The sequence below is a fragment of the Bacillus sp. AFS059628 genome, assembly GCF_002571225.1.
Lineage (GTDB): Bacteria > Bacillota > Bacilli > Bacillales > Bacillaceae_G > Bacillus_A.
Map to the genome: position 1 here is coordinate 1 of NZ_NVEC01000080.1, position 20,234 is coordinate 20,234.

Annotated in this window: 24 protein-coding genes and 1 other RNA gene; 5 read left to right on the forward strand and 20 right to left on the reverse strand. The window is 35.8% G+C overall.

Annotation, left to right across the window (positions count from 1 at the left end):
- Positions 1–85 precede the first annotated feature (85 nt).
- The 7 genes from COL05_RS24545 to COL05_RS24575 form a co-directional block, all read right to left on the reverse strand.
- A complete protein-coding gene (locus COL05_RS24545) occupies positions 86–268 on the reverse strand; it encodes a DUF3921 domain-containing protein (protein WP_000376898.1) in 183 nt (60 codons plus the stop codon).
- A 61-nt stretch (positions 269–329) separates the two neighbouring features.
- A complete protein-coding gene (locus tag COL05_RS24550) occupies positions 330–1,469 on the reverse strand; it encodes a THUMP domain-containing class I SAM-dependent RNA methyltransferase (protein WP_000521234.1) in 1,140 nt (379 codons plus the stop codon).
- Positions 1,470–1,650: 181 nt separating this feature from the next.
- Positions 1,651–2,041: RNase P RNA component class B (gene rnpB / locus COL05_RS24555), an RNA gene on the reverse strand.
- 87 nt (positions 2,042–2,128) lie between these two features.
- Complete coding sequence (gene gpsB, locus COL05_RS24560) at positions 2,129–2,464, reverse strand: cell division regulator GpsB (RefSeq protein ID WP_098670489.1); 336 nt, start codon at positions 2,462–2,464, stop codon at positions 2,129–2,131.
- Positions 2,465–2,561: 97 nt separating this feature from the next.
- Positions 2,562–3,116, reverse strand: a complete 555-nt coding sequence (locus COL05_RS24565) for an SLOG family protein (protein ID WP_098670490.1) — start codon at positions 3,114–3,116, stop codon at positions 2,562–2,564.
- Positions 3,117–3,172: 56 nt separating this feature from the next.
- Positions 3,173–3,628 (reverse strand): CotD family spore coat protein, encoded by a 456-nt coding sequence (locus COL05_RS24570; protein WP_098670491.1) that lies wholly within the window; start codon positions 3,626–3,628, stop codon positions 3,173–3,175.
- A 154-nt stretch (positions 3,629–3,782) separates the two neighbouring features.
- Positions 3,783–4,253 (reverse strand): YppG family protein, encoded by a 471-nt coding sequence (locus tag COL05_RS24575; protein ID WP_098670492.1) that lies wholly within the window; start codon positions 4,251–4,253, stop codon positions 3,783–3,785.
- 177 nt (positions 4,254–4,430) lie between these two features.
- Between COL05_RS24575 and COL05_RS24580 the strand changes: the two genes are divergently transcribed.
- Entirely contained in the window at positions 4,431–4,622 is a 192-nt protein-coding gene (locus COL05_RS24580) for a YppF family protein (RefSeq protein ID WP_098670493.1), read from the forward strand.
- A gap of 24 nt (positions 4,623–4,646) precedes the next feature.
- Here the strand turns inward: COL05_RS24580 and COL05_RS24585 are convergent, their stop codons facing one another.
- Positions 4,647–4,991, reverse strand: a complete 345-nt coding sequence (locus COL05_RS24585; RefSeq protein ID WP_098670494.1) for a YppE family protein — start codon at positions 4,989–4,991, stop codon at positions 4,647–4,649.
- Between the two features lie 15 nt (positions 4,992–5,006).
- Entirely contained in the window at positions 5,007–5,249 is a 243-nt protein-coding gene (locus tag COL05_RS24590; RefSeq protein ID WP_142337651.1) for a hypothetical protein, read from the reverse strand.
- Positions 5,250–5,334: 85 nt separating this feature from the next.
- Between COL05_RS24590 and COL05_RS32030 the strand changes: the two genes are divergently transcribed.
- A complete protein-coding gene (locus COL05_RS32030; RefSeq protein ID WP_098670496.1) occupies positions 5,335–5,511 on the forward strand; it encodes a phage portal protein in 177 nt (58 codons plus the stop codon).
- Positions 5,512–5,753: 242 nt separating this feature from the next.
- On the opposite strand, the gene COL05_RS24600 is transcribed toward COL05_RS32030, so the two are convergent.
- A complete protein-coding gene (locus tag COL05_RS24600; RefSeq protein ID WP_098670543.1) occupies positions 5,754–6,779 on the reverse strand; it encodes a DUF2515 domain-containing protein in 1,026 nt (341 codons plus the stop codon).
- Positions 6,780–6,882: 103 nt separating this feature from the next.
- On the opposite strand from COL05_RS24600, the gene recU reads away from it, so the two are divergent.
- Both recU and COL05_RS24610 read left to right on the forward strand, forming a co-directional pair.
- On the forward strand, positions 6,883–7,485 hold the full coding sequence (gene recU / locus COL05_RS24605) for a Holliday junction resolvase RecU (protein ID WP_098670497.1): 603 nt from the start codon (positions 6,883–6,885) through the stop codon (positions 7,483–7,485).
- Positions 7,486–7,550: 65 nt separating this feature from the next.
- Entirely contained in the window at positions 7,551–10,247 is a 2,697-nt protein-coding gene (locus COL05_RS24610) for a PBP1A family penicillin-binding protein (protein ID WP_098670498.1), read from the forward strand.
- Here COL05_RS24610 and COL05_RS24615 read toward each other — a convergent pair.
- The 10 genes from COL05_RS24615 to panB form a co-directional block, all read right to left on the reverse strand.
- A complete protein-coding gene (locus COL05_RS24615; protein ID WP_098670499.1) occupies positions 10,231–10,782 on the reverse strand; it encodes a YpoC family protein in 552 nt (183 codons plus the stop codon). The two genes, COL05_RS24610 and COL05_RS24615, sit on opposite strands and share 17 nt — an antisense overlap.
- A gap of 3 nt (positions 10,783–10,785) precedes the next feature.
- Positions 10,786–11,433 (reverse strand): endonuclease III, encoded by a 648-nt coding sequence (gene nth / locus COL05_RS24620; protein WP_098670500.1) that lies wholly within the window; start codon positions 11,431–11,433, stop codon positions 10,786–10,788.
- A 15-nt stretch (positions 11,434–11,448) separates the two neighbouring features.
- Positions 11,449–12,156, reverse strand: coding sequence for a DNA replication protein DnaD (gene dnaD / locus COL05_RS24625; RefSeq protein ID WP_098670501.1), 708 nt, complete (start codon positions 12,154–12,156; stop codon positions 11,449–11,451).
- A 121-nt stretch (positions 12,157–12,277) separates the two neighbouring features.
- Complete coding sequence (gene aspB / locus COL05_RS24630; protein ID WP_098670502.1) at positions 12,278–13,465, reverse strand: aspartate transaminase AspB; 1,188 nt, start codon at positions 13,463–13,465, stop codon at positions 12,278–12,280.
- An 18-nt stretch (positions 13,466–13,483) separates the two neighbouring features.
- The gene (locus COL05_RS24635; protein WP_071757495.1) at positions 13,484–13,987 is read right to left on the reverse strand and encodes a cell wall elongation regulator TseB-like domain-containing protein; all 504 of its coding nucleotides are present in this window, start codon (positions 13,985–13,987) and stop codon (positions 13,484–13,486) included.
- Between the two features lie 7 nt (positions 13,988–13,994).
- The gene (locus tag COL05_RS24640; RefSeq protein ID WP_000358352.1) at positions 13,995–14,165 is read right to left on the reverse strand and encodes a YpmA family protein; all 171 of its coding nucleotides are present in this window, start codon (positions 14,163–14,165) and stop codon (positions 13,995–13,997) included.
- Positions 14,166–14,416: 251 nt separating this feature from the next.
- On the reverse strand, positions 14,417–17,221 hold the full coding sequence (gene dinG, locus COL05_RS24645; RefSeq protein WP_098670503.1) for an ATP-dependent DNA helicase DinG: 2,805 nt from the start codon (positions 17,219–17,221) through the stop codon (positions 14,417–14,419).
- Between the two features lie 128 nt (positions 17,222–17,349).
- Positions 17,350–17,733, reverse strand: a complete 384-nt coding sequence (gene panD, locus COL05_RS24650) for an aspartate 1-decarboxylase (protein ID WP_000490177.1) — start codon at positions 17,731–17,733, stop codon at positions 17,350–17,352.
- A 12-nt stretch (positions 17,734–17,745) separates the two neighbouring features.
- A complete protein-coding gene (gene panC / locus COL05_RS24655; protein ID WP_098670504.1) occupies positions 17,746–18,594 on the reverse strand; it encodes a pantoate--beta-alanine ligase in 849 nt (282 codons plus the stop codon).
- On the reverse strand, positions 18,594–19,430 hold the full coding sequence (gene panB, locus COL05_RS24660) for a 3-methyl-2-oxobutanoate hydroxymethyltransferase (protein ID WP_098670505.1): 837 nt from the start codon (positions 19,428–19,430) through the stop codon (positions 18,594–18,596). Before panB ends, panC begins: the two co-directional genes overlap by 1 nt.
- 409 nt (positions 19,431–19,839) lie before the next feature.
- Between panB and COL05_RS24670 the strand changes: the two genes are divergently transcribed.
- Positions 19,840–20,229: a cupredoxin domain-containing protein gene (locus COL05_RS24670; protein WP_098670506.1), complete on the forward strand. Its 390-nt coding sequence runs from the start codon at positions 19,840–19,842 to the stop codon at positions 20,227–20,229.
- Positions 20,230–20,234 lie beyond the last annotated feature (5 nt).

Here is a 20,234-nt window from a genome sequence, read left to right on the forward strand (position 1 = left end):
ATTTTGAGGTGGGGGTCTTACTGCCCATTAAAGCGGGATAAATACACGAAAAAAAATTTTCCTTTCGAAAAAGGAAAATTTTCTTCTATATTAATGACTTTAAATACCGTTTATCAATCGCTGTTTCATGTGAAAGAGCTGACAAATATTCTTCTTGTGCTTTTTGTATTTCATCTACAATCACACCTTGACTATCCACTTCTTTTCCGAGCTCATCATACGTACGGTGAATAGCCTTTTGAATCATTGATAATTGGAAACTATCCATATTAGTTCCTCCTTTACGCATTACATAATAGCCAGTATATGCGCGCTGGAGAAGTTTTATACTATGAATTACGCGGTGGACGTTTTCCGAAGTACTGGTAGTAATCTGTACGGATAAATCCGTTAAACAGTTTACGTTTCTTCGATGCATCTTTTCCGTAGCACTTCTCAAATGCTTCGTAACTTGTTAATACATACGCTGACCATGTATCTAATGGACGGAATACTTGTCCCATTTCTTTGTACAATTGTTCAACAAGTGCTTTTTCACTTAAACGTTCTCCGTATGGAGGATTCGTTACAACATAGCCATAATCCTCTTTTGTTGTGAAATCTTTTACTTGCATTTGTTTAAATGTAATTAAATCGCCTAAGCCTACTTCTTCTGCATTATCTTGAGCAACTCGGATCATACGATGATCAATATCTGATCCAATGATTTGTAATGGTTGATCATAATTCGCTAAATCTTCAGCTTCTTGACGAGCTTCACGCCAGTTTTGTTTACCTACCCAGCCCCACTCATCTGATGCAAAGCCACGGTTAAATCCTGGTGCGATATTTTGTCCAATTAATGCTGCTTCAATCGGAATTGTACCTGATCCACAGAAAGGATCAACGAAAGGACGATCTGGCTTCCAGTTTGTTAATTTAATTAAAGACGCAGCTAATGTTTCTTTTAAAGGAGCTTCCCCTTGATCCACACGGTATCCGCGTTTATGAAGTCCAACACCACTCGCATCAATTGTCAATGTTGCAATATCCTTAAGCATTGCAATCTCAATACGGAATAACGGACCATCTTCTTCAAACCAAGTTGTACGTTTATATGTTGTTTTTAATTTTTCAACAACAGCCTTTTTAACGATACGTTGGCAATCTGAAACACTGAATAACTCAGATTTTAAAGATTTACCGATAACAGGGAACTCACCATTCTCTGGGATATAATCTCCCCAGTTTAATGCTTTCGTTTTCTCAAACAGCTCATCAAATGTTGTCGCTTTGAATTCGCCAACTTTAATTTTCACACGGTCCGCAGTACGTAACCATAAGTTCGTGCGACAAATCGCCTTTTCATCTGCTTCAAATGTTACTTTGCTGTTTTCTACTTGGCATTCATAACCAAGATCACGAACTTCTCGGGCAACTAACGCTTCAATACCCATTGCCGCCGTTGCGATTAAAGTAACTTTTCCCATTTGCATTCACCTCTTATGTATATTCAAACAATGATTTAATAGCCGTTTATCCTATTAATCATTACATTTTACAAAAAATTTTCTCATTAACCATTTTAACTCATACATTATAACTTCATACAAATAAAAAGCCCTCCTCTAACAAAGGAGAGCTGAGTTATTTCATAGTTGGTTCATAACGTTCTGTAAGCCATGTTCTGTTCCTTTGTACTGCAAACGGCCCACGCCTCGTACTCCGGTGGCAATCATCTATCTACAGGTTATACAACCTGTCCTTTCCCATCGTTCATTTCCTTGGAAAAGATTCCCCTACCATTATTTGGGTTTCTCGCTCGTGGGGTTTACCTCGTTCCACTCCTATCATTTCTTCAAGGACTTCGTCACTGTGGCACTTTAAAGGTAGTCAAACCATATCCGAAAGGACTTAGGTTTTTTCCCTGCCGTTAAACCAGCCTTACAGCCAGAATACCCTAGCTTATGAATTGGCTAGGCACGAACACTACAGCCATCTCAGGCCGTGCGAGCATGGACTTTCCTCTACAACGTTGGCGTTGCAGCGATTACCCAAACGTTATGACATCCATTAGTATAGTGGAAACAAAAAGATTTTGCAATGTTTTTTTCTATGTAAAATGCTTTAACTTTTTTCCCACTAGAAATTATTCGTATAACTTACTTCCAAATACAGCTTTTTCTAAATTAGATAGACGTTTTAAAATATCCGTATTCGTGCTGTTATATACGGGTTGTGCAACTGGTTGTTGTACAGGTTGTTGTGGAATTTGCGTTGCCGCTAGTTTTTGTTCCTCTAGTTCACGCTTTAAACGAGCATTTTGTTGCTTTAATTGCTCAAACTCCTTGTGGAAAGCTTCATAGTCTTTAATGATCATATCAAGAAACTTGTCTACTTCTTCTTGTTGATAACCTCTCATACCTGTTTTAAATTCTTTTTCTAAAATATCTTTTGCCGTTAATTTAATTTTATCCGAAATCATTTTCTTCACCTCAAATTTTTGCCAAAACTTTCATTAACTAAATTTTTTCAGAAACAATGCTTTTTGTCAATCATATATACGAGTACTATATTACATATTACTCAGCATTATTCCACTGTTCCTCTTCTATTATATCTTGTAAATCAGAAAAAAGAATGAAATAACTGTGATAATTTTCTATTTCTCCTTTTTTCTTTGCTGCTTCTACAATATATTTAGGACTCCCTGGTTTTTCTTCATCATATACAGCTAAAAGGGCATCACTTTTTTCAATAAAAAATTGATTTTTTAATTTAAATTGCTCTGGACTTTCGTACTTCCGTTTCGTAATACTATCAATATGATCTGCTTGAGAGAGAATAAATTCGTAATATTCACGGTTATCTTCCTTCCAATTTTCTTCTTGTTCTAAAAAAGGAGTAAAAATACCTAATTTTAAATCTGGGTATTCTACTTGCATTTCAAAAACAACTTCAGCAGCCCATAATTCGACCCCTAATTGCCCACTTATTATCACCCATTCCAAACCTTCTTCTACAAAAGCAGTTAATTTTCGGTGCAATGCCTTTTTTATACATTCCACCCCTGGATGATCATTTTTAAATATACCAAGTTCAAACGGTTTATACCCCGTTACAGCAATCACTTTCATACCAACACTCCAATTACAAAAAAAGAACTAGCATTTCGCTAGTTCTAACATATCATTTACTTTTTAAATATTCCACCAACGTTTGGTCCAATATTCGGACCTACGTTTGGTAAAAATGGTGATACATTTGGCCCTACCGGTGATACGTTATTCGGTAAGAATGGTGATACATTTGGTCCTGGACCGAATGGAGATACGTGATGTCCGTGATGTCCATGATGTCCTTGACCACATGGTCCACATCCGCCGCCAAATCCACCAACAGATCCACCAACAGATCCTGGATTACCAGGGTCTACAACATTTACATTCGAGTTTGTTTGTGGGAAGAAGTTTTGGTTTTTAATTTGCTGATGATGTACATGTGTTGTATGCGTCGGGAAAATGTGTGGCACCACCGTTGTTGAAAAAGAATGTGTTACGCATTGTTTCGTCGGATGAATGACAGGAGCAGTTGTACAGATAGGTCCTACAGGCTTATGCCCTCCAAAACAAGGATGACAATGATGCATAGTTTTTTCTCTCCTCTCTCGTAAAAAAATCTGATTACACTTTACAGTATGAGAAAAGAGGGAAAGCCGTTTGTTATATATACCCATTTATTACAAGGAAATTTGTCTAGTCCTTACTTCATACACCATACTTTTTATAGACAATCCTCCAAAATTACTTACCAAAAAATCCTCCAACTTGCTTTACAATACCTGTTACTTGATTCATCGCATTCATCATTTGTCCGGCTGTATTCATCATTTTATTTACATCATAGTTCCCATCTGACGTTTTAAATTGGGAAACAAAACTAGAAAACTGACTCGGTTGCTGTTGTTGTTTTTGCTTATTCTGTGTCGGATACGGTTGTTTTGGCGGGTAAAACATCGCTTGTTGATTTCCATAAGGGGATGGCGGCATATAATATTGCGAATTCATATAAGGTTGTTGTTGATTCATATAAGGCTGCTGCGGTTGTTGTTGATTCATAAACGACACTTCAAATGGTTGATAATAATTTTGATTTCCATAATAAGGCTCGAAAGGATACATATTATACCTTAAATATGTATCTGGATTATATTGGTACATATTTTGCTGTGTATATGGATTAGCTTGCTGATATACGTTTGGTTGTTGAAACATGCATTCTCTCCTCCTTCACATAAGTTTCTACATATATAATATGTACCTGTAAAATAATATGTGTGACGGAGTATCTGTCTATTTTTGTCGGAAGTTTAAATTTTTAAAAAATTAAAAAAGAAAACCCTTCCATGCTATGATAATGAAGAAGAAGATTCTCATGGGGGAGGAATCAACATGGTATTAGGGGATTTAAAACAAGCGTTTTCTCAAAAAAAGGGGTATTACACAGAAAATGTAAATGAATTATTAGACTTTGCGAGACATTGGTATCTCGAAGGAAAAATATGCATTTCCGATTACCGAGCGTTAATAAAAGAACTAGAAATAAACGGGGCAACAAAACCTACAACAGTGACAGAAGCATAAAAAACAAGAGGGTTTCCCCTCTTGTTACTTACATTGCTCAATTATATTTTGCAAAGTATACGAAATGGCTTGATGCGTTTCAAAGAATCGCTTACCTTTACCTTTATTTACAAAGCATTGCAACACATTTGTTTGTAAATTATCGTATACTTGATCAATTTGCTGTACATGTATATACTTCGGTTTTTCTTCCTTAATCCATTTATAAGCCAATTCTTTCCACACTGCTAATTCTTCATCTACCATATTTACAAACGGTTTCATATCCTTATAAAAATCGTATTCAACCATTTCTCTTTTTTTCACATTTGCTTCATTATTATACTGCATAAGTTTTTCCGAAGACTGTACTAACGCTTCATACACCATTTTATTCCCACCTTATTATGCACTCACTACGACGTTTTGAAATGCTTTTACCCAGTTCCCTTTTTCTTCGTGATGCACTAATTTATTTTCCATATGCTCAATATGCATTTCTGTTATTTCTATCTTGTTGCATATTTTTTCACTCTTATCCTTCAATGCATGATTCATTCTAATCCCTATATTCATTTCCAGCAAATCGAGAGAACTTAACATTTGATCCATTCTTTTCATTACATCTTCCTTCTGAACCATCGCCATATACAAAACGCCTCCTTCTTTGCTTTTCCTTTGTCATGTAATTTCGCCGAATGATTTCGCACTCCTGCCCACATGACAAAACTAGTTGTTATTCGTCAAAGAAATCATTTTGCATGTCATTTATAGAAATGGTAACAATACAAAAAGGAGGTGCATGAAAATGGCAAAGAATAAAAACGAAAAAAAGAAAAAACAAGACAAACAAAATAAACCCGAAACTGGTAATCCAAAGTTAGATGGTCCAAACTTCCCTGCTACATAAAGTGAAACTTTAATCAGCCCTCACCTAAATTCTTTGCTTTCACTGAATTTTGAGTCAGGGTCTTACTGCCCAGCAAATAGCGGGGTAAAGTGAAAATGTAGCACTTTTACAAAAAGTTTATTTCTGAAGTATCCTTAATCTCTTATATTCATTACATTTTGAGATTGAATCTTTACTCGTTGCAGGATTACTTCACATTAAGAAGTCCCGTCTTCACAAATGAAGACGGGACTTCTTTTTTATTATATCATGAACTCATCTATCCTTTTAACAAAACGATTTACGATAGAAGCAGCATAGATTTGCTCCCTCTTTCTTTTATACCATTCCGTTATATCAACTTCTCCCTTATACTCTTTTAGCAAAAACAGCTCTTTTATTTCCGTATCTCTACAAAACCAATCTCTCATACTGATTTCCTTATGTGCAACAACAGGATAAACCTCTCTAAGGGCTGGTGTACAAGATTTTCTCGCTTCTCTTACATAATGTTCATAATCTGCTCTTGATCCTGTGTGTATCGTTTGTGATGCGAACCTATGGAATAAACGTTTGTAATTCGGATGGAACAGTAACGCCGCTAATTTCTTTCCTAGTTCTATACGCTTTTGTAACGTTTCAAATTGATAAACTGAAAAACCATACATATTCCCTTCGACGGTTGGAAAAATAACGGCACTAATATGAAGCATTTCTTGCAATTTAAAAAGTACCGTATGAAATACATGCTTTTTAAAATATGCATTCTCAATAATTGGTTTTTGAATTTTATTTTGTTCATTTATAATAAGCGCTATCATGAGCCTATTTATATCTTTTTTCTCCCAAAAATATAACCATTCTTTCTCCATAAAAATTGATACGTTGAAATATTGTAACAAGTAGAATAGTGGCGCCTGTCTCCTCTTACTTTCTTCGTATAACAATAGCTGAGGAAATGCATCTAAAAAAATAATCCAATTTGCTTCTTCATAAGTTAGAAACAAATGTTTTTTTACTGTTTGAGGTAAAACAGTAGCATAATATCTCCCTTCTAGATCAGTCATATTCCATCCCGCATTTCTCGAGACCATACTTGCTAAAAAAGCCCATCTAATTTCACTATTTCTTACATAATATTCTTGATAACACTGCGTTCGAGAAATGTTGTCCATATTAGCTATTTCTATTTCCCTATTAATGTTGTAAACGATTGCTTTCTCTTCTTCTGTACAGACCATATTTTTACGATATTGTTTAATTTTTTCATAATCATTCCATGTAAACATAAAGAAGTCATCATACCTTTCTTGAAAAAGGTCACATCTTTTTTCATTTTTTGTTATAATCACCTTTGTAAGTAATTCTTAGCAAGTTGGGAGTGGACACACTATGACCATTCGTTACCCAAATGGAAAACGGTACAATCAAGCTTCACAACCTCATAAAACACCAATTAAAAAACATACTTACAGTAATAGAGGTATGTCCCTTGAAGAGGAATTGAATGAAACGAATGAATATTACTTAACCCATAATATTGCATGCGTACATAAAAAACCTACACCTCTTCAAATTGTAAAAGTGGATTACCCCGCTCGAAGTGCTGCAGTGGTAAAAGAAGCGTATTTTAAACAACCTTCTACAACAGATTACAACGGTGTATATAAAGGGAAATACATCGATTTTGAAGCGAAAGAAACAAAAAATAAAACCAGCTTTCCACTTCAAAACTTCCACCTTCATCAAATTGAACATATGAAGCAAGTAATCGCTCATAATGGAATTGCATTTGTTATTATTAAATTTACACTTTTTGATGAACTTTATTTATTAGAAGCAAAACATATTATTGCATTTTGGAATCGTCAAAATACAGGTGGAAGAAAATCGATTACGAAAGAAGAAATAGAAGAGCATGGATCTTTATTATCATGCGGTTATCACCCTCGGATTGATTATATCCGTGTACTAGACACGGTTTATTTTTCGTGATAGAGTCATCACTAAGGCTCTTTTTTCGACTTTTGGGGAGAGAATGAAAGGTAGGAGAAAGTATAATGTCAGATAATTATCGTTCTCGTACAGAACGAAATCATGTAAAAAATCAAAAGCAAGAAACAAATACAGAGAAAAAACCAAAGAAAAAAGGCTCCTTTTTTAAAAAATTCCTTATAGGTTGTCTACTTCTTGGTATCGTTGGTCTTGTAGCTGGCGTGTCCGCTTTCTTTGTTATGGTGCAGGATGCTCCAAAATTAGAAAAATCAAAACTTGTCAACCCTTTATCAACAAAGTTTCTTGATAAGGACGGGAACTTTTTCTATGAATACGGTGCTGAAAAACGAACCCACGTTACGTATGATCAAATTCCAAAAGTAGTTGAAAATGCATTCCTTGCAACTGAGGATTCACGTTTCTATGATCATAATGGAATTGATTTTAAACGAACTACAAAAGCAGTAATGGAAAATGTCACTGGAGGATTTGGATCTCAAGGTGGTAGTACGATTACACAACAAGTAGTTAAAAACTATTTTCTAACGATGGACAAAACTGCAAAGAGAAAAGTGCAAGAATGGTACCTATCTTACAAATTAGAGCAACAATACTCTAAACATGAAATTTTAGAAATGTACTTAAATAAGATTAACTTAGGTAACCGTTCGTACGGTATTGCAACAGCAGCAAAAAAATATTATGACAAAGATTTAAAAGACTTACAGTTACATGAAGCTGCTATGCTCGCTGGTTTACCCCAAGGTCCAAACATTTATGATCCAACCAAAAAGGAAAATGTTGAACGAGCAACAAATCGTCGTAATGTCGTATTGTCATTAATGAATCGACATGGTTATATAACAAAAGCTGAAATGGATAACGCAACGAAAATCCCTGTAACTGAGGGTCTTCAACCATCTTCAGAAGTAACAGAGATGAAGTATCAAGCATTTTTAGATGCTGTTGTAAAAGAAGTTGAAAAAGAATACCCCGATGTAAATATCGGTTCAGATGGTTTAACGATCCATACAACACTTGATCAAGATGCTCAAGATTATGCTGATAAAATTATGGATGGCAACCTTATTAAGTATCCGAACGATCAATTCCAAGGATCATTCGTATTTATGGATACACAATCTGGAGAAGTTCGAGCAATTGGAGCTGGGCGTAAAGAAAGTAAGTCTACTTTCAAAGGTCATAATATGGCCACTGATTTAAAACGCCAAGTTGGTTCAACAATGAAACCAATTTTCGACTACGGTCCAGCAATTGAGAATTTACAATGGTCTACATATCATCAATTAAATGACTCAGAATATACGTATTCCGATGGTAAAAAAATACGAAATGCAACAAATAGTTACAAAGGTGACGTTTCACTACGTGAAGCTTTGAAAAAATCATTAAACATTCCGGCTTTAAAGACAGCTCAAGCGGTTGGTCTTCCTAAGTCACAAGCGTTTGCTGAAGGTTTAGGTATGACATTTAAAGATGGCAAAACATATGAATCAACAGCAATTGGTAGTAACGATAGTTCTCCATTACAATTAGCGGGGGCATATGCAGCCTTTGGTAACGGTGGGAACTACAATAAACCGCACTTCGTAAAAGAAGTTATCTTCCCAGATGGGAAAAAGAAAAGTTTTAAACCGAAAGAACAACGTGCGATGCAAGACTACACAGCTTACATGGTGACTGACGTTCTTCGTGACGTAGTAAAACCTGGTGCTGGTGGTACAGGTCCAACAGCATACGTTCCAGGTATAGATGTAGCAGGTAAAACAGGAACTCAAAACTTTGATGCAGACGTGATTAAAAAATATGGTATTCCAGCTGATGCAAACAGAGATAGCTGGTTCGCTGGATATACACCGCAATATACAATGGCTGTTTGGACTGGTTACGAAAAAGATGGTCCAGAAAATTACATTGGCGATCGCTCTACTAAAATTGCGCAACAAATGTTCCAAGTAATGATGAGCAAATTCGCTACAGATAAATCACGTTTCGAACGTCCTTCTTCTGTACAAGAATTAAATGGTGAATTATACGTAAAAGGTGCTAAGAAAGATGCAGTGAAACAAATTAAAGTAGATGCACCTAGTGGTCTTAACGTTACTTTCGATGGGGCTAGCACAGTTACACTAAACTGGTCTGGACCAGCAGAAGTTGATGCGTATGCAGCAAGCTATAAAGCAACTGACGGTTCAAGTGGTAGTTTATCAATAAATGGTACGACAGCTACTCTTGGTGGTATTAAACCAGGCGTTACTTACAGCTTCTCTGTAGTAGCGAAAAAAGGTACTGGAACAAGCCCAGCAGTTGGAGCATCCTTCACTGCGCCTGGCGGAACTCCAGATGCGAAGAAAACTGAAGAAGAAGCTAAGAAAAAAGCCGAAGAAGAAGCTAAGAAAAAAGCTGATGAGGAAGCTCAGAAAAAGGCTAATGAAGATAAATTAAAACAAGAAGAAGCTAAGAAAAAAGCTGAGGAAGAGCAGCGTAAACAACAAGAGCAACAGCAGCAAGAACAACAACGAAAACAACAAGAAGAAGCTCAAAAGAAAGCTGATGAGGAAGCTAGAAAAAGAGCTGAAGAAGAAGCTAAGAAAAAAGCTGAAGAAGAAGCTAAGAGAAAAGCTGAAGAAGAAGCTAGAAAAAAAGCTGAAGAAGAAGCTAAGAAACAACAAGAGCAACAACAAAATACAGGTGAAGATACACCACACGCAAACGGAAATGTTGTTACAACAGAGTCTTAATACAAAAAAGAAGTCCTTTTCNNGAAAAGGACTTCTTTTTTGTTATCATTTTCTTTACATATAGCTTTTCTATTTCAATATACAACTGCGCTAACTGAATATAAGAATGATAATTATTCGGTTTCTTTATAATGAACGAATAGCGCTCTATAAAATTCACTGGTTGTACTTCCAACATACTCGTGTAATCTTCCATTTTGTTCAAACTATGAATAGGTTGCTCATTTAACCAATATACAATTGATAACAAATGCGCTGCAAAAAGAATCATTGGGCCTTCCGCTTCTTGCTTATTTCTATTTCGAAATAGTGTAGCAATGTCTTCATGCTTACTTTTCCATACATTCAATAGTACTGGAATACTTTTTTCAATTTCATTCCACGGCTCATATTGTCTTTCCATATCATATATAAAATAAGTATGTTGTATGATTTCTTCAAAAGACTGTTCTGTATAATATGCAATCGAATGTATACTTTCTTTAAAAAATGGTAAGCATCGAAATTCTTTCGGTATTTCTATCACTCGTTCCATCCTTTATTTCCCCTTCATTCGCTTCTTTCCTTCACGACAAATTTCTAGTAAAGGGCATTCTTCACATTGTGGTCGTTGTGCTTTACAGTGATAACGTCCAAAGAAAATCATACGGTGATGTGTAACGCCCCATTCATCCATTGGAACTTTCTTCATTAATGTCTTTTCTACTTCTAACACCGAATCTTTCCATCTACAAATCGCTAACCGTTTACTCACTCTTTCTACATGCGTATCAACAGCAATTGCCGGGATGCCATACGCTACCGAAACAACTACATTTGCTGTTTTTCTCCCTACTCCTGGTAATTTCGTCAACTCGTCACGGTCTTCTGGAACTTTTCCATTATAATCATCCAGCAACATCTGACACAATTTTTGAATGTTTTTTGCTTTATTTCTATACAACCCAATAGAACGTATATCTTGTTGTAACTCTTCTAAAGATACACTTAAATAATCTTCTGGTGTTTTATATTTTTGAAATAAATTTTTCGTCACTTTATTTACAAGTGCATCTGTACATTGTGCAGATAGTGCTACCGCAATTACTAATTCAAAAGGATTATCATGAATTAATTCACAATGTGCTTCTGGATACATATCCGCCATTGTGTCTAAACAATAGCGAATTTGCGTTTTATTTAACATATACTTCCTCCTATATTACTGCTCTAACCAATTATAAAAAGGCACTTTCCCAGTAAATTTCGTCTCTTGTTTTGTCGTTTGCTGCGTTCGTTGTTGATTTGCTCTAAACTTTCGTCCTTGATTTTGGGCTTGATCTACTGTTTTAATACCATTCTTTTTCCACTCAAATAAAATACGATCAATATATCTGAAATTAAGCTTACCACTCATTACAGCTTCCCTAAGGGCCGCTTGAATTAAATTCGGATGATGTTGATCTTGATCTTCCCACATTCCCAACGTCTCACATTCAAATGGAGAAAGTGGTCTTCCAAATTCCCTTTCAAACACTGTATATAAATTTACTTGCAATTGTTTTATTTCTTTTTGTTCTTCCTCTATTGATTCATTCATTAAGAAATGCAATATTTTTTCCCAGAGCGGTTGTAAAGAATAACTTTCACACATCATCGCTTCTGACTTTTGTCCACCTTCTAATGATAAAAAACCTTTTTGAATCAATGCCTGAATGACTTCCATACATTTCATTTCACTAATCGTCATCCGTTCTGAAATCTCTGACGGAGTTGGAAACGAATTGCCCGACTCTAAAAATGTATGTACATGAAGTACAACCATAAATTCAGTTTCATTTAAACCTAATTTTTTATAATGCATCATAAGTAATTTTGGAATTGCAATGCTTCCCTGCTCAAACCATTGTAACATCATTTTCTTTTTCATCACCAAACACCTCGCTCTCTAGTATAACACACCTTTCGCTATTTCTTTTTGCCACAATTCGTCAAAAAAACCTCCCTATTATGTAGGAAGGTTTTTTGTATTGCGTTAATAAAATATACAATTAAGCTTGCACTTTACTTTTCATAAACGTATGAATGCGTTCTAATGCTTTCTCTACTTGTTCAAGAGATGTCGCATATGATAAGCGAACGTTATTTGGAGCACCAAATCCTGTACCTGGTACAAGAGCCACTTTTTCTTCTTCTAATAGAGCTTTTGCCCAATCATCAACGTTTTCGTATCCTGATAAAGCTACGGCTTCTTTTACATTAGGGAATAAGTAAAATGCACCTTGTGGTTTAATGCAAGTAAAGCCAGGGATTTGAATTAATTTATCATAAATAATGTTTAATCTCTCTTCAAATGCTTGACGCATTGTTTCTACAGGTTCTTGTGAGCCTGCATATGCCGCGATTGCGCCGTATTGAGCGATTGAAGTAGGGTTTGACGTACTATGACTCGCTAAGTTCGTCATCGCTTTAATAAGCTGCTTATTTCCTGCTGCATATCCAATACGCCATCCTGTCATAGAATGAGATTTAGATACACCATTAATAATAAGTGTTTGTTCTTTTAATGCATTAGAAAGCTGGGCAACCGAATTATATTCTGCTCCACCATAAATTAATTTTTCATAAATTTCATCTGAAACGATTAAAATATCATGTTCTAAACATACTTCTCCAAGCTGTTGTAATTCTTCTTTGCTGTAAATCATTCCTGTTGGATTGCTCGGTGAATTAATAATAACTGCTTTCGTTTTCTCTGTAATTGCCTCACGCAGCTGCTTCGCTGTAATTTTGTATTCATTGTCTTCAAGACCTTCTACATAAACGGGCTTACCACCAGCAAGCTTTACTTGTTCCGGATAACTTACCCAGTAAGGCGTTGGGATGATAACTTCATCTCCTTCATCAAGTAACACTTGGAATAATGTATATAATGCATGTTTTGCACCGTTACATACAATAATTTCAGACGGATCATACGCAATTCCTTGATCGCGAGTAAACTTCTTCACAATTTCTTGTTTTAACGCTTGTAATCCACCTGTTGGTGTATACTTCGTATGTCCTTCTAACATCGCTTTATGTGCAGCATCCATAATATGTTCTGGCGTATTAAAGTCAGGTTCTCCTGCCCCTAATCCAATTACATCATGACCTTCTGCTTTTAATGCTTGTGCCTTTGCTGTAATTTCTAAAGTTGCCGATGGTGTTAAAGCAGCTACTCGCTTTGCTAATTTCATTTGTAGTTCCCCCTACATCTATTTTTCAATGCTATATCGTTTTAAAAACTGACCATCTTGAAATGCAAGATTGTAGTAACTATAACGATTGTCATCATCAATATATGTAACTTCCCATAGTGGTATATTGTTTTCAACGCCTAATTTCACTTTTAAAATTTCTTTAGGCTTACTTTTGGGCTCTTTACTGTCATCTCCGACTTGTTCAATCGTTCTTTGTAAAGCCTCTTTTTCAGAAATACCTTCACTCTTTTTCCTTACTATAGCTTCCCCTTTTTTCTCAGGCACCCAAACGATAAGTTGTTCTCCTTTTTCATCTGTACCTTGTACGACTGTATATGAAGATTCTCCGTTATAATAATCCACAGATTTTACTTTTGTAAGCTTTGCCTTTTCTTTGGCAATTTCTACAGATTTTGCCTCTTTAGGGATTTTCTTTTCCATTGCTTTATTATAAACATACGCCCCATATATTCCGCTAGCAACGATTACGATAACGATTGCAAAGATCCACTTTTTCATTGTATCACTACGTTCTGTAAATCGTAAATACAGCTGTTTCTTTATCTTTTTCGTCTAATGCTAATCCGAACATGAGGTCCTGCTCTTTTAACGTACGATTCAAACTATCAACAATTTTATACAAGTCAGACGAATATTTAATACGCGTCGTTGATAGGACTTCGATTTTCTTATCCATGAAAAAACTCCTCCGTTACACAAAAATTTCTAATTATAGAAGAACGCAATGCGGTTACAATAAGAGTACATTCTTTACAACCCCTGCTTCATCACCCATCTATTATAGCAGGACATGTACAGCAAAAAAAGGTTTCAAGTCGAAAACCAATACATTTTGTATACAAGAAGTAAGAAAAATAAAATTCCTCCTACCCACATTTTTTACGCCTGAAGTGTAAACGTACTTCAGGCGTATTTTTTCTTCCAATTTTATTCAGTTGGCTGTCCCTTTACTTGCTCTAATAATTCTTCTAGAGGGCCTTCATAGAGCGGGACAATTGGGATTGATTGTAAAAAACGTTTTCCGTAGGAAGCGCTTGTCAAACGACGATCTAATACAAACACCGTCCCGGTATCTGTACTTGTTCTAATAAGACGACCAAATCCTTGTTTGAATCGCAGTATTGCTTGCGGGAGTGCCAACTTAGCAAATACGTCCTCTCCTTGATTTTTTAACCATTCTCCTTTTGCTTCCATCATCGGTTGATGAGGAGGCGTAAAAGGAAGGCGGACAATAACAAGACAACTAAGGGCATCTCCAGGTATGTCTATCCCTTCCCAAAAACTACTTGTTCCTAACAAAATTGATTTATCAAACTCTTGAAATTTACGAATAAGACGACTTCTGCTCTTATTATTCACACTTTGCGTTAATAATAAATATCCTTCTAATTCCTCATCATCTTTCAAATTCGTATATGCTTCTTTCAACATTTCATATGAAGTGAACAAAACAAGCATTCTACCTTCTGTAGCTTTCGCTATTTTTGCAATATGTGCCGACACAGATGCAATATATTCTTCATTACTTGCTTGTTTAATAAAAGGCACATCCGTTGAAACCATTAATTTCATCTGCTCTTCAAAACGAAATGGTGATGGGACCTGTAATGTATTTGGAGCAAAATCATATAGACCTAGCTCTTCTTTTATATAGTCAAATGAATCGTTTACTGTTAACGTTGCAGATGTGAAAATAACACTCTTTTTCTCTGTTAAAAATTCATCAGCAAATCTTTCACCAATATGTACAGGCTGCCCATATAAAACTGTTGAATGAATTGTTCCCTTTGTTTCAGTTTCCATCCATGTCACATATGAATTTTTTTCTAAAATGAGTAACTGTAAAGATTGTGCCATCTTTCTCAACAACTCAATTAAATGCATAAATTCACCTGTAACAACATGCATCTCCCACTCTAATTTACTTTGCAATATTTCAACTTGCTTCTCAAGTGTAGTTAATAATTTTCTTACATCATATACAAAACGATTTGTTAACTCGGTAATACTATCCCATAGCTTACCTTTCTCTACTTCCGTGTTATATCGATAAATGAGTGGCATGTTGCTTATCCCTTGTTCCTGCTTTGTTTGTTTAAAGATGAAAGCACGTAACATTTGGAATAACTCATCCGCATCAAATTTCAATTCCTTCAAACTATGACTTACCATACGGAAAGTTGAGCGAGAGGCTTGTTCAGATTTTTTCATCATTTTATATACTTTTGAAAGTACATCATCTGTTTCTAACGTACCAAGACGAGATAAAACTAGCTGAAAATACATACAGGAAAACTGTTCACCTAATGTTCTACTTGCCGCTTCCTCAATATGATGCGCCTCATCAAAAATAATATGTTCACACGAAGCAAACAGTGGTTCTTCACTTGAAAAATCTTGAAATAATAACGCATGATTTGTAATAACGATATCTGCAAATAATGCTTTATTCTTTGCTCGTTGATAAAAACAACGACTAAACCAGTTACTTTGCATTCCGCCTGGACTATGTACATCACTACAAATACGGTTCCAAAGTAACTTTCCGCCCTCAGGAATATTTAATTCATCACGATCGCCCGTTTCCGTTTGCAATAACCACACTAAAATTTTTGCCTTTGTGAGCGCCATATCATAATTTTTCTCTTCCTCTTGCAAAGCATATTCAAATTTATGTAGACAAAGATAATGTTTTCTTCCTTTCAGAAGAGCTACTTCAAATGAAAATGGCATTATTTTCTGTAATAACGGAATTTCTTTTTCTAGTATTTGTTGTTGTAATTGTACAGTTTGGGTACTTATGATGACAGGTTCTTCTTTTTTCTTTGCAAAATAAATACTCGGAAGTAAATATGCAAGAGTCTTCCCTGTTCCTGTTCCCGCTTCAATTAGTGAAAACCTAGAATCTCTTAGTGCTGTATATATTTCCTTCATCATAATCTGTTGGCTTTCTCTTTTTTCAAACTTCGGCATATTTAACTCAAGTTTATCAATAGTCTTATGCAAGAAAGCATCAAATTTTAATGAGCATGTTTCACTGAGGTTTAAAGAATAATTCCGTTTTCGAAGCGCAATATTTCGATACACTTCATATCCTTCTGCCCCTTCTTTACCATGCATCATTTTCTTTAAAATATTTTCAGAAAGTACATCCGCTATATCACTTTGAAAAACATCACTCAATTCATAAAGCGATTGCAAGGTTACAAGTGGTAACTTCTCAATTTCATTTAAAAATTGTAAAAACAATTCCGCTGTTGCAAGAGCATCACTATCCGCACGATGCGGTTGGTCGTGCTCTAGTTCGTGTTGTTTAGCTAAATCACGTAATTTATAACTATCAGCCGTCGGCAAAAGAATTTGCGCCAACTCAACTGTATCAACTTTTGGACAATGTATCTCTGTATATCCAGCCTGCCTTAATTCTTCCGTTAAAAAATTCCAATCAAAGTGAACGTTATGTGCAACAAAAGCTGCACCTTGTAATAGCTCAACAACCATCGGGGCTACATCTTGAAATAACGGGGCTTGCTTAACCATACTCTCATCAATCCCTGTTAACTCTGTAATAAATGGCGGAATCTCTCTCTTCGGATTAATAAAAGATGAAAAAATCTCTAATATCTCTCCATCTTCCACTACAACAGCTGCAATTTGGGTAATTTTATCTTTCCCATCCTTCCAGGAGTTCCCTGTCGTCTCCAAATCCACAACGACATAACGCTTACTCATATATGTAACACCTCAATTTCTTACCTATCAAACAGAAAATTATATAATGTTACTATACCACGTTTTATCTCATCTTAATGAAAAGATGCACAAAAAAGCTATCTCCGTAATAGAGATAGCCTTCTTACTTATAAAATCGTACCTGCTTTTTCAGCACCTAACATTTCAATAATTTGATTATTATCGTCTAATACTGCAATTTTAGGCTCTTGTTTATGGATATTTTCTTCTGCCACTAGACCGTAGCAAATAATAATAACTTTATCCCCTGGTTGCACAAGCCTTGCAGCTGCACCATTTAAACACACAACACCGCTACCGCGTTCTCCCTTAATAACATATGTCTCTAAGCGAGCACCATTATTGTTATTTACAATTTGTACTTTTTCATTTTCTACAATATTTACTGCATCCATTAAATCTTCATCAATTGTAATACTACCTACATAATTTAAATTTGCCTCTGTTACTGTTGCGCGATGTAACTTCGCTCTCATCATTGTGCGAAACATAGATGCTCCCCCTTATTTAACCGTTACTGTTATATTGTCAATTAATCGTACATTTTCAAATTTAACTGCGATTGCTAAAATGATTTGCCCTTCAATTTTATCCATTACTTGTAGTGAAGGATATGCATATAAATCAGCATAATCTACAGTACCTTGCGTATGCATCTCAATATACTCTTTCACAAGTGTTGTAATGATTTCTGCATTACGTTCCCCTGCCTCAATTCTTTCTTTCGCTATACATAGACTACGGTATAAATGAGGAACTTCTTCACGCTCTTCTTGTGACAAATACACGTTACGAGAACTTTTCGCTAATCCATCTTCTTCCCTTACAATATCTACTGGTACGATTGTAACCGGAATATTAAAATCAGCAACAAACCCTTCAATGACAGCAACTTGCTGTGCGTCTTTCATACCGAAATAAGCACGCGTTGGTAATGTAATATTAAATAGTTTCATTAGTACAGTCGCAACACCAGCAAAATGACCCGGTCTTTGTTTGCCACATAATACATCGGTACGCTTTACAACTTCAACTGTTGTCGTTTGTTCTGCTGGATACATTTCTTCCACGCTCGGATAAAATAAATAATCTACACCGTTTTCTTTTGCTACATTTTCATCCCTATCAATATCACGAGGGTATCGATCTAAATCTTCATTCGGTCCAAACTGTAGCGGATTAACAAACACGCTTAACACTACAATTTCATTTTCTTCTCTTGCCTGACGTAATAAAGTCGCATGGCCTTCATGCAAATAACCCATCGTTGGGACAAAACCAATACTTTTTCCACTTGCACGCAGTTCGTTTGTAATTTGCTGCATCTCTTGCACTGTAGTTACAATTTTCATTATTGGTTTCCTCCGTATAACGCTAAGCATTCTTCCTCTTTCATTGTGAATGAATGTTTTTCTTCTGGAAATTGTCCTGTCTTTACTTCAGTAACATATTGTGAAATTCCTCTCACAATCTCCTCTTGAACAGACGTATATTGCTTCACAAATTTTGGAACACGATTTACGCCATATGAAATAAGATCATGATAAACGAGTACTTGCCCATCTACTTTTTGCCCTGCTCCAATTCCAATCGTCGGAATTGTTAGTTGCTTCGAAATTAATTCTGCTAACTGCATTGGCACACATTCTAACACAAGCGCTATCGCACCAGCTTCCTCACATCTCTTTGCATCTTCTATTAACTTTTTTGCACTTTCAGCATCTTTTCCTTGCACTTTATACCCACCTAGTACTCCTACAGATTGAGGAGTTAAGCCTAAGTGCGCTACAACAGGAATCCCCGCATTTGTCAAGTAATGAATCGTTGATATCACTTCTCCTGCACCTTCTACCTTCAATGCATGAGCACCGCTCTCTTGAACGATGCGACGTGCATTCACCATCGTATCTTGAGGCGACACATGGTACGACATAAATGGCATATCAGTTACAATAAACGTCTCTTTTGCCCCCCGGCGTACAGCTTTCGTATGATGAATCATATCCTCTACTGTTACAGGTACTGTTGAATCATAGCCGAGCACAACCATCCCCAGAGAATCTCCAACTAGAATCATATCAACTTCAGCTTCTTCTGCTAACTTAGCAGATGGATAATCATACGCCGTTAGCATTGTAATCGGCTCACCTTGCTCTTTCATCTTCAAAAAATCTGTTTTTGTTTTCAAAAACTACTCCTCCTTTATGCAGGAGAGAGGAGATGGCCGAAATCATATAAAAAACCCCTCTGGCCATAAAAGGGCAGAAGGGTTGTGTGTTAGTCGGCATTATTCATCCCTCTGTCCCAGTCCGTTATTGGATCAAGGCAGAATCCAAGTTATTATTTTTCGTATTGCTTTGAATGATGGTGCAGTTCGCTCTGATACTGCCCATATTCGAACTAATTATAGCAAACTCCAAAAAGGAATTACTACATTTTTTTGAAAAAATAATTTTTAATTCCATTACGGTATGTGAAATTTTTACACATCACTCTATTATAGAAAGACAAATAGCTTAATTTACATGCATAGTATAACTCTTCAAATAATGATGCAGGTTAATGGAGGAAACATACTTATAAAAGGAGAATTGCGAATGTCTATGAACAAATGGTTATTTCGACTTACCGGTTTTCTTATGATAATTGTAGGGATGATAACGTTTAGCTCCTTCCATGTATTTGCTTCAGTTAACGTCGTGACACAACCTATCGATTCAACGAAAGTAATTGAGGTTGAACTGAATGATGATTACTTTAACCCTAATGTCATCACGATTCCGATTGAACAATCCACAACATTACTTTTGAAAAACAAAGGTAAAAGCGAGCACACCTTTACAGTAAAAACACTCGGAATTGACGTCGTAGTCGAGCCCGGAAAAGAAAAAAATATTACCGTGAAACCTACAAGTGCTGGTACATATGAATTAATATGTCGGTACCATCTCCTTAAAGGAATGGAAGGCAAAGTAATCATCAAATAAAAAGA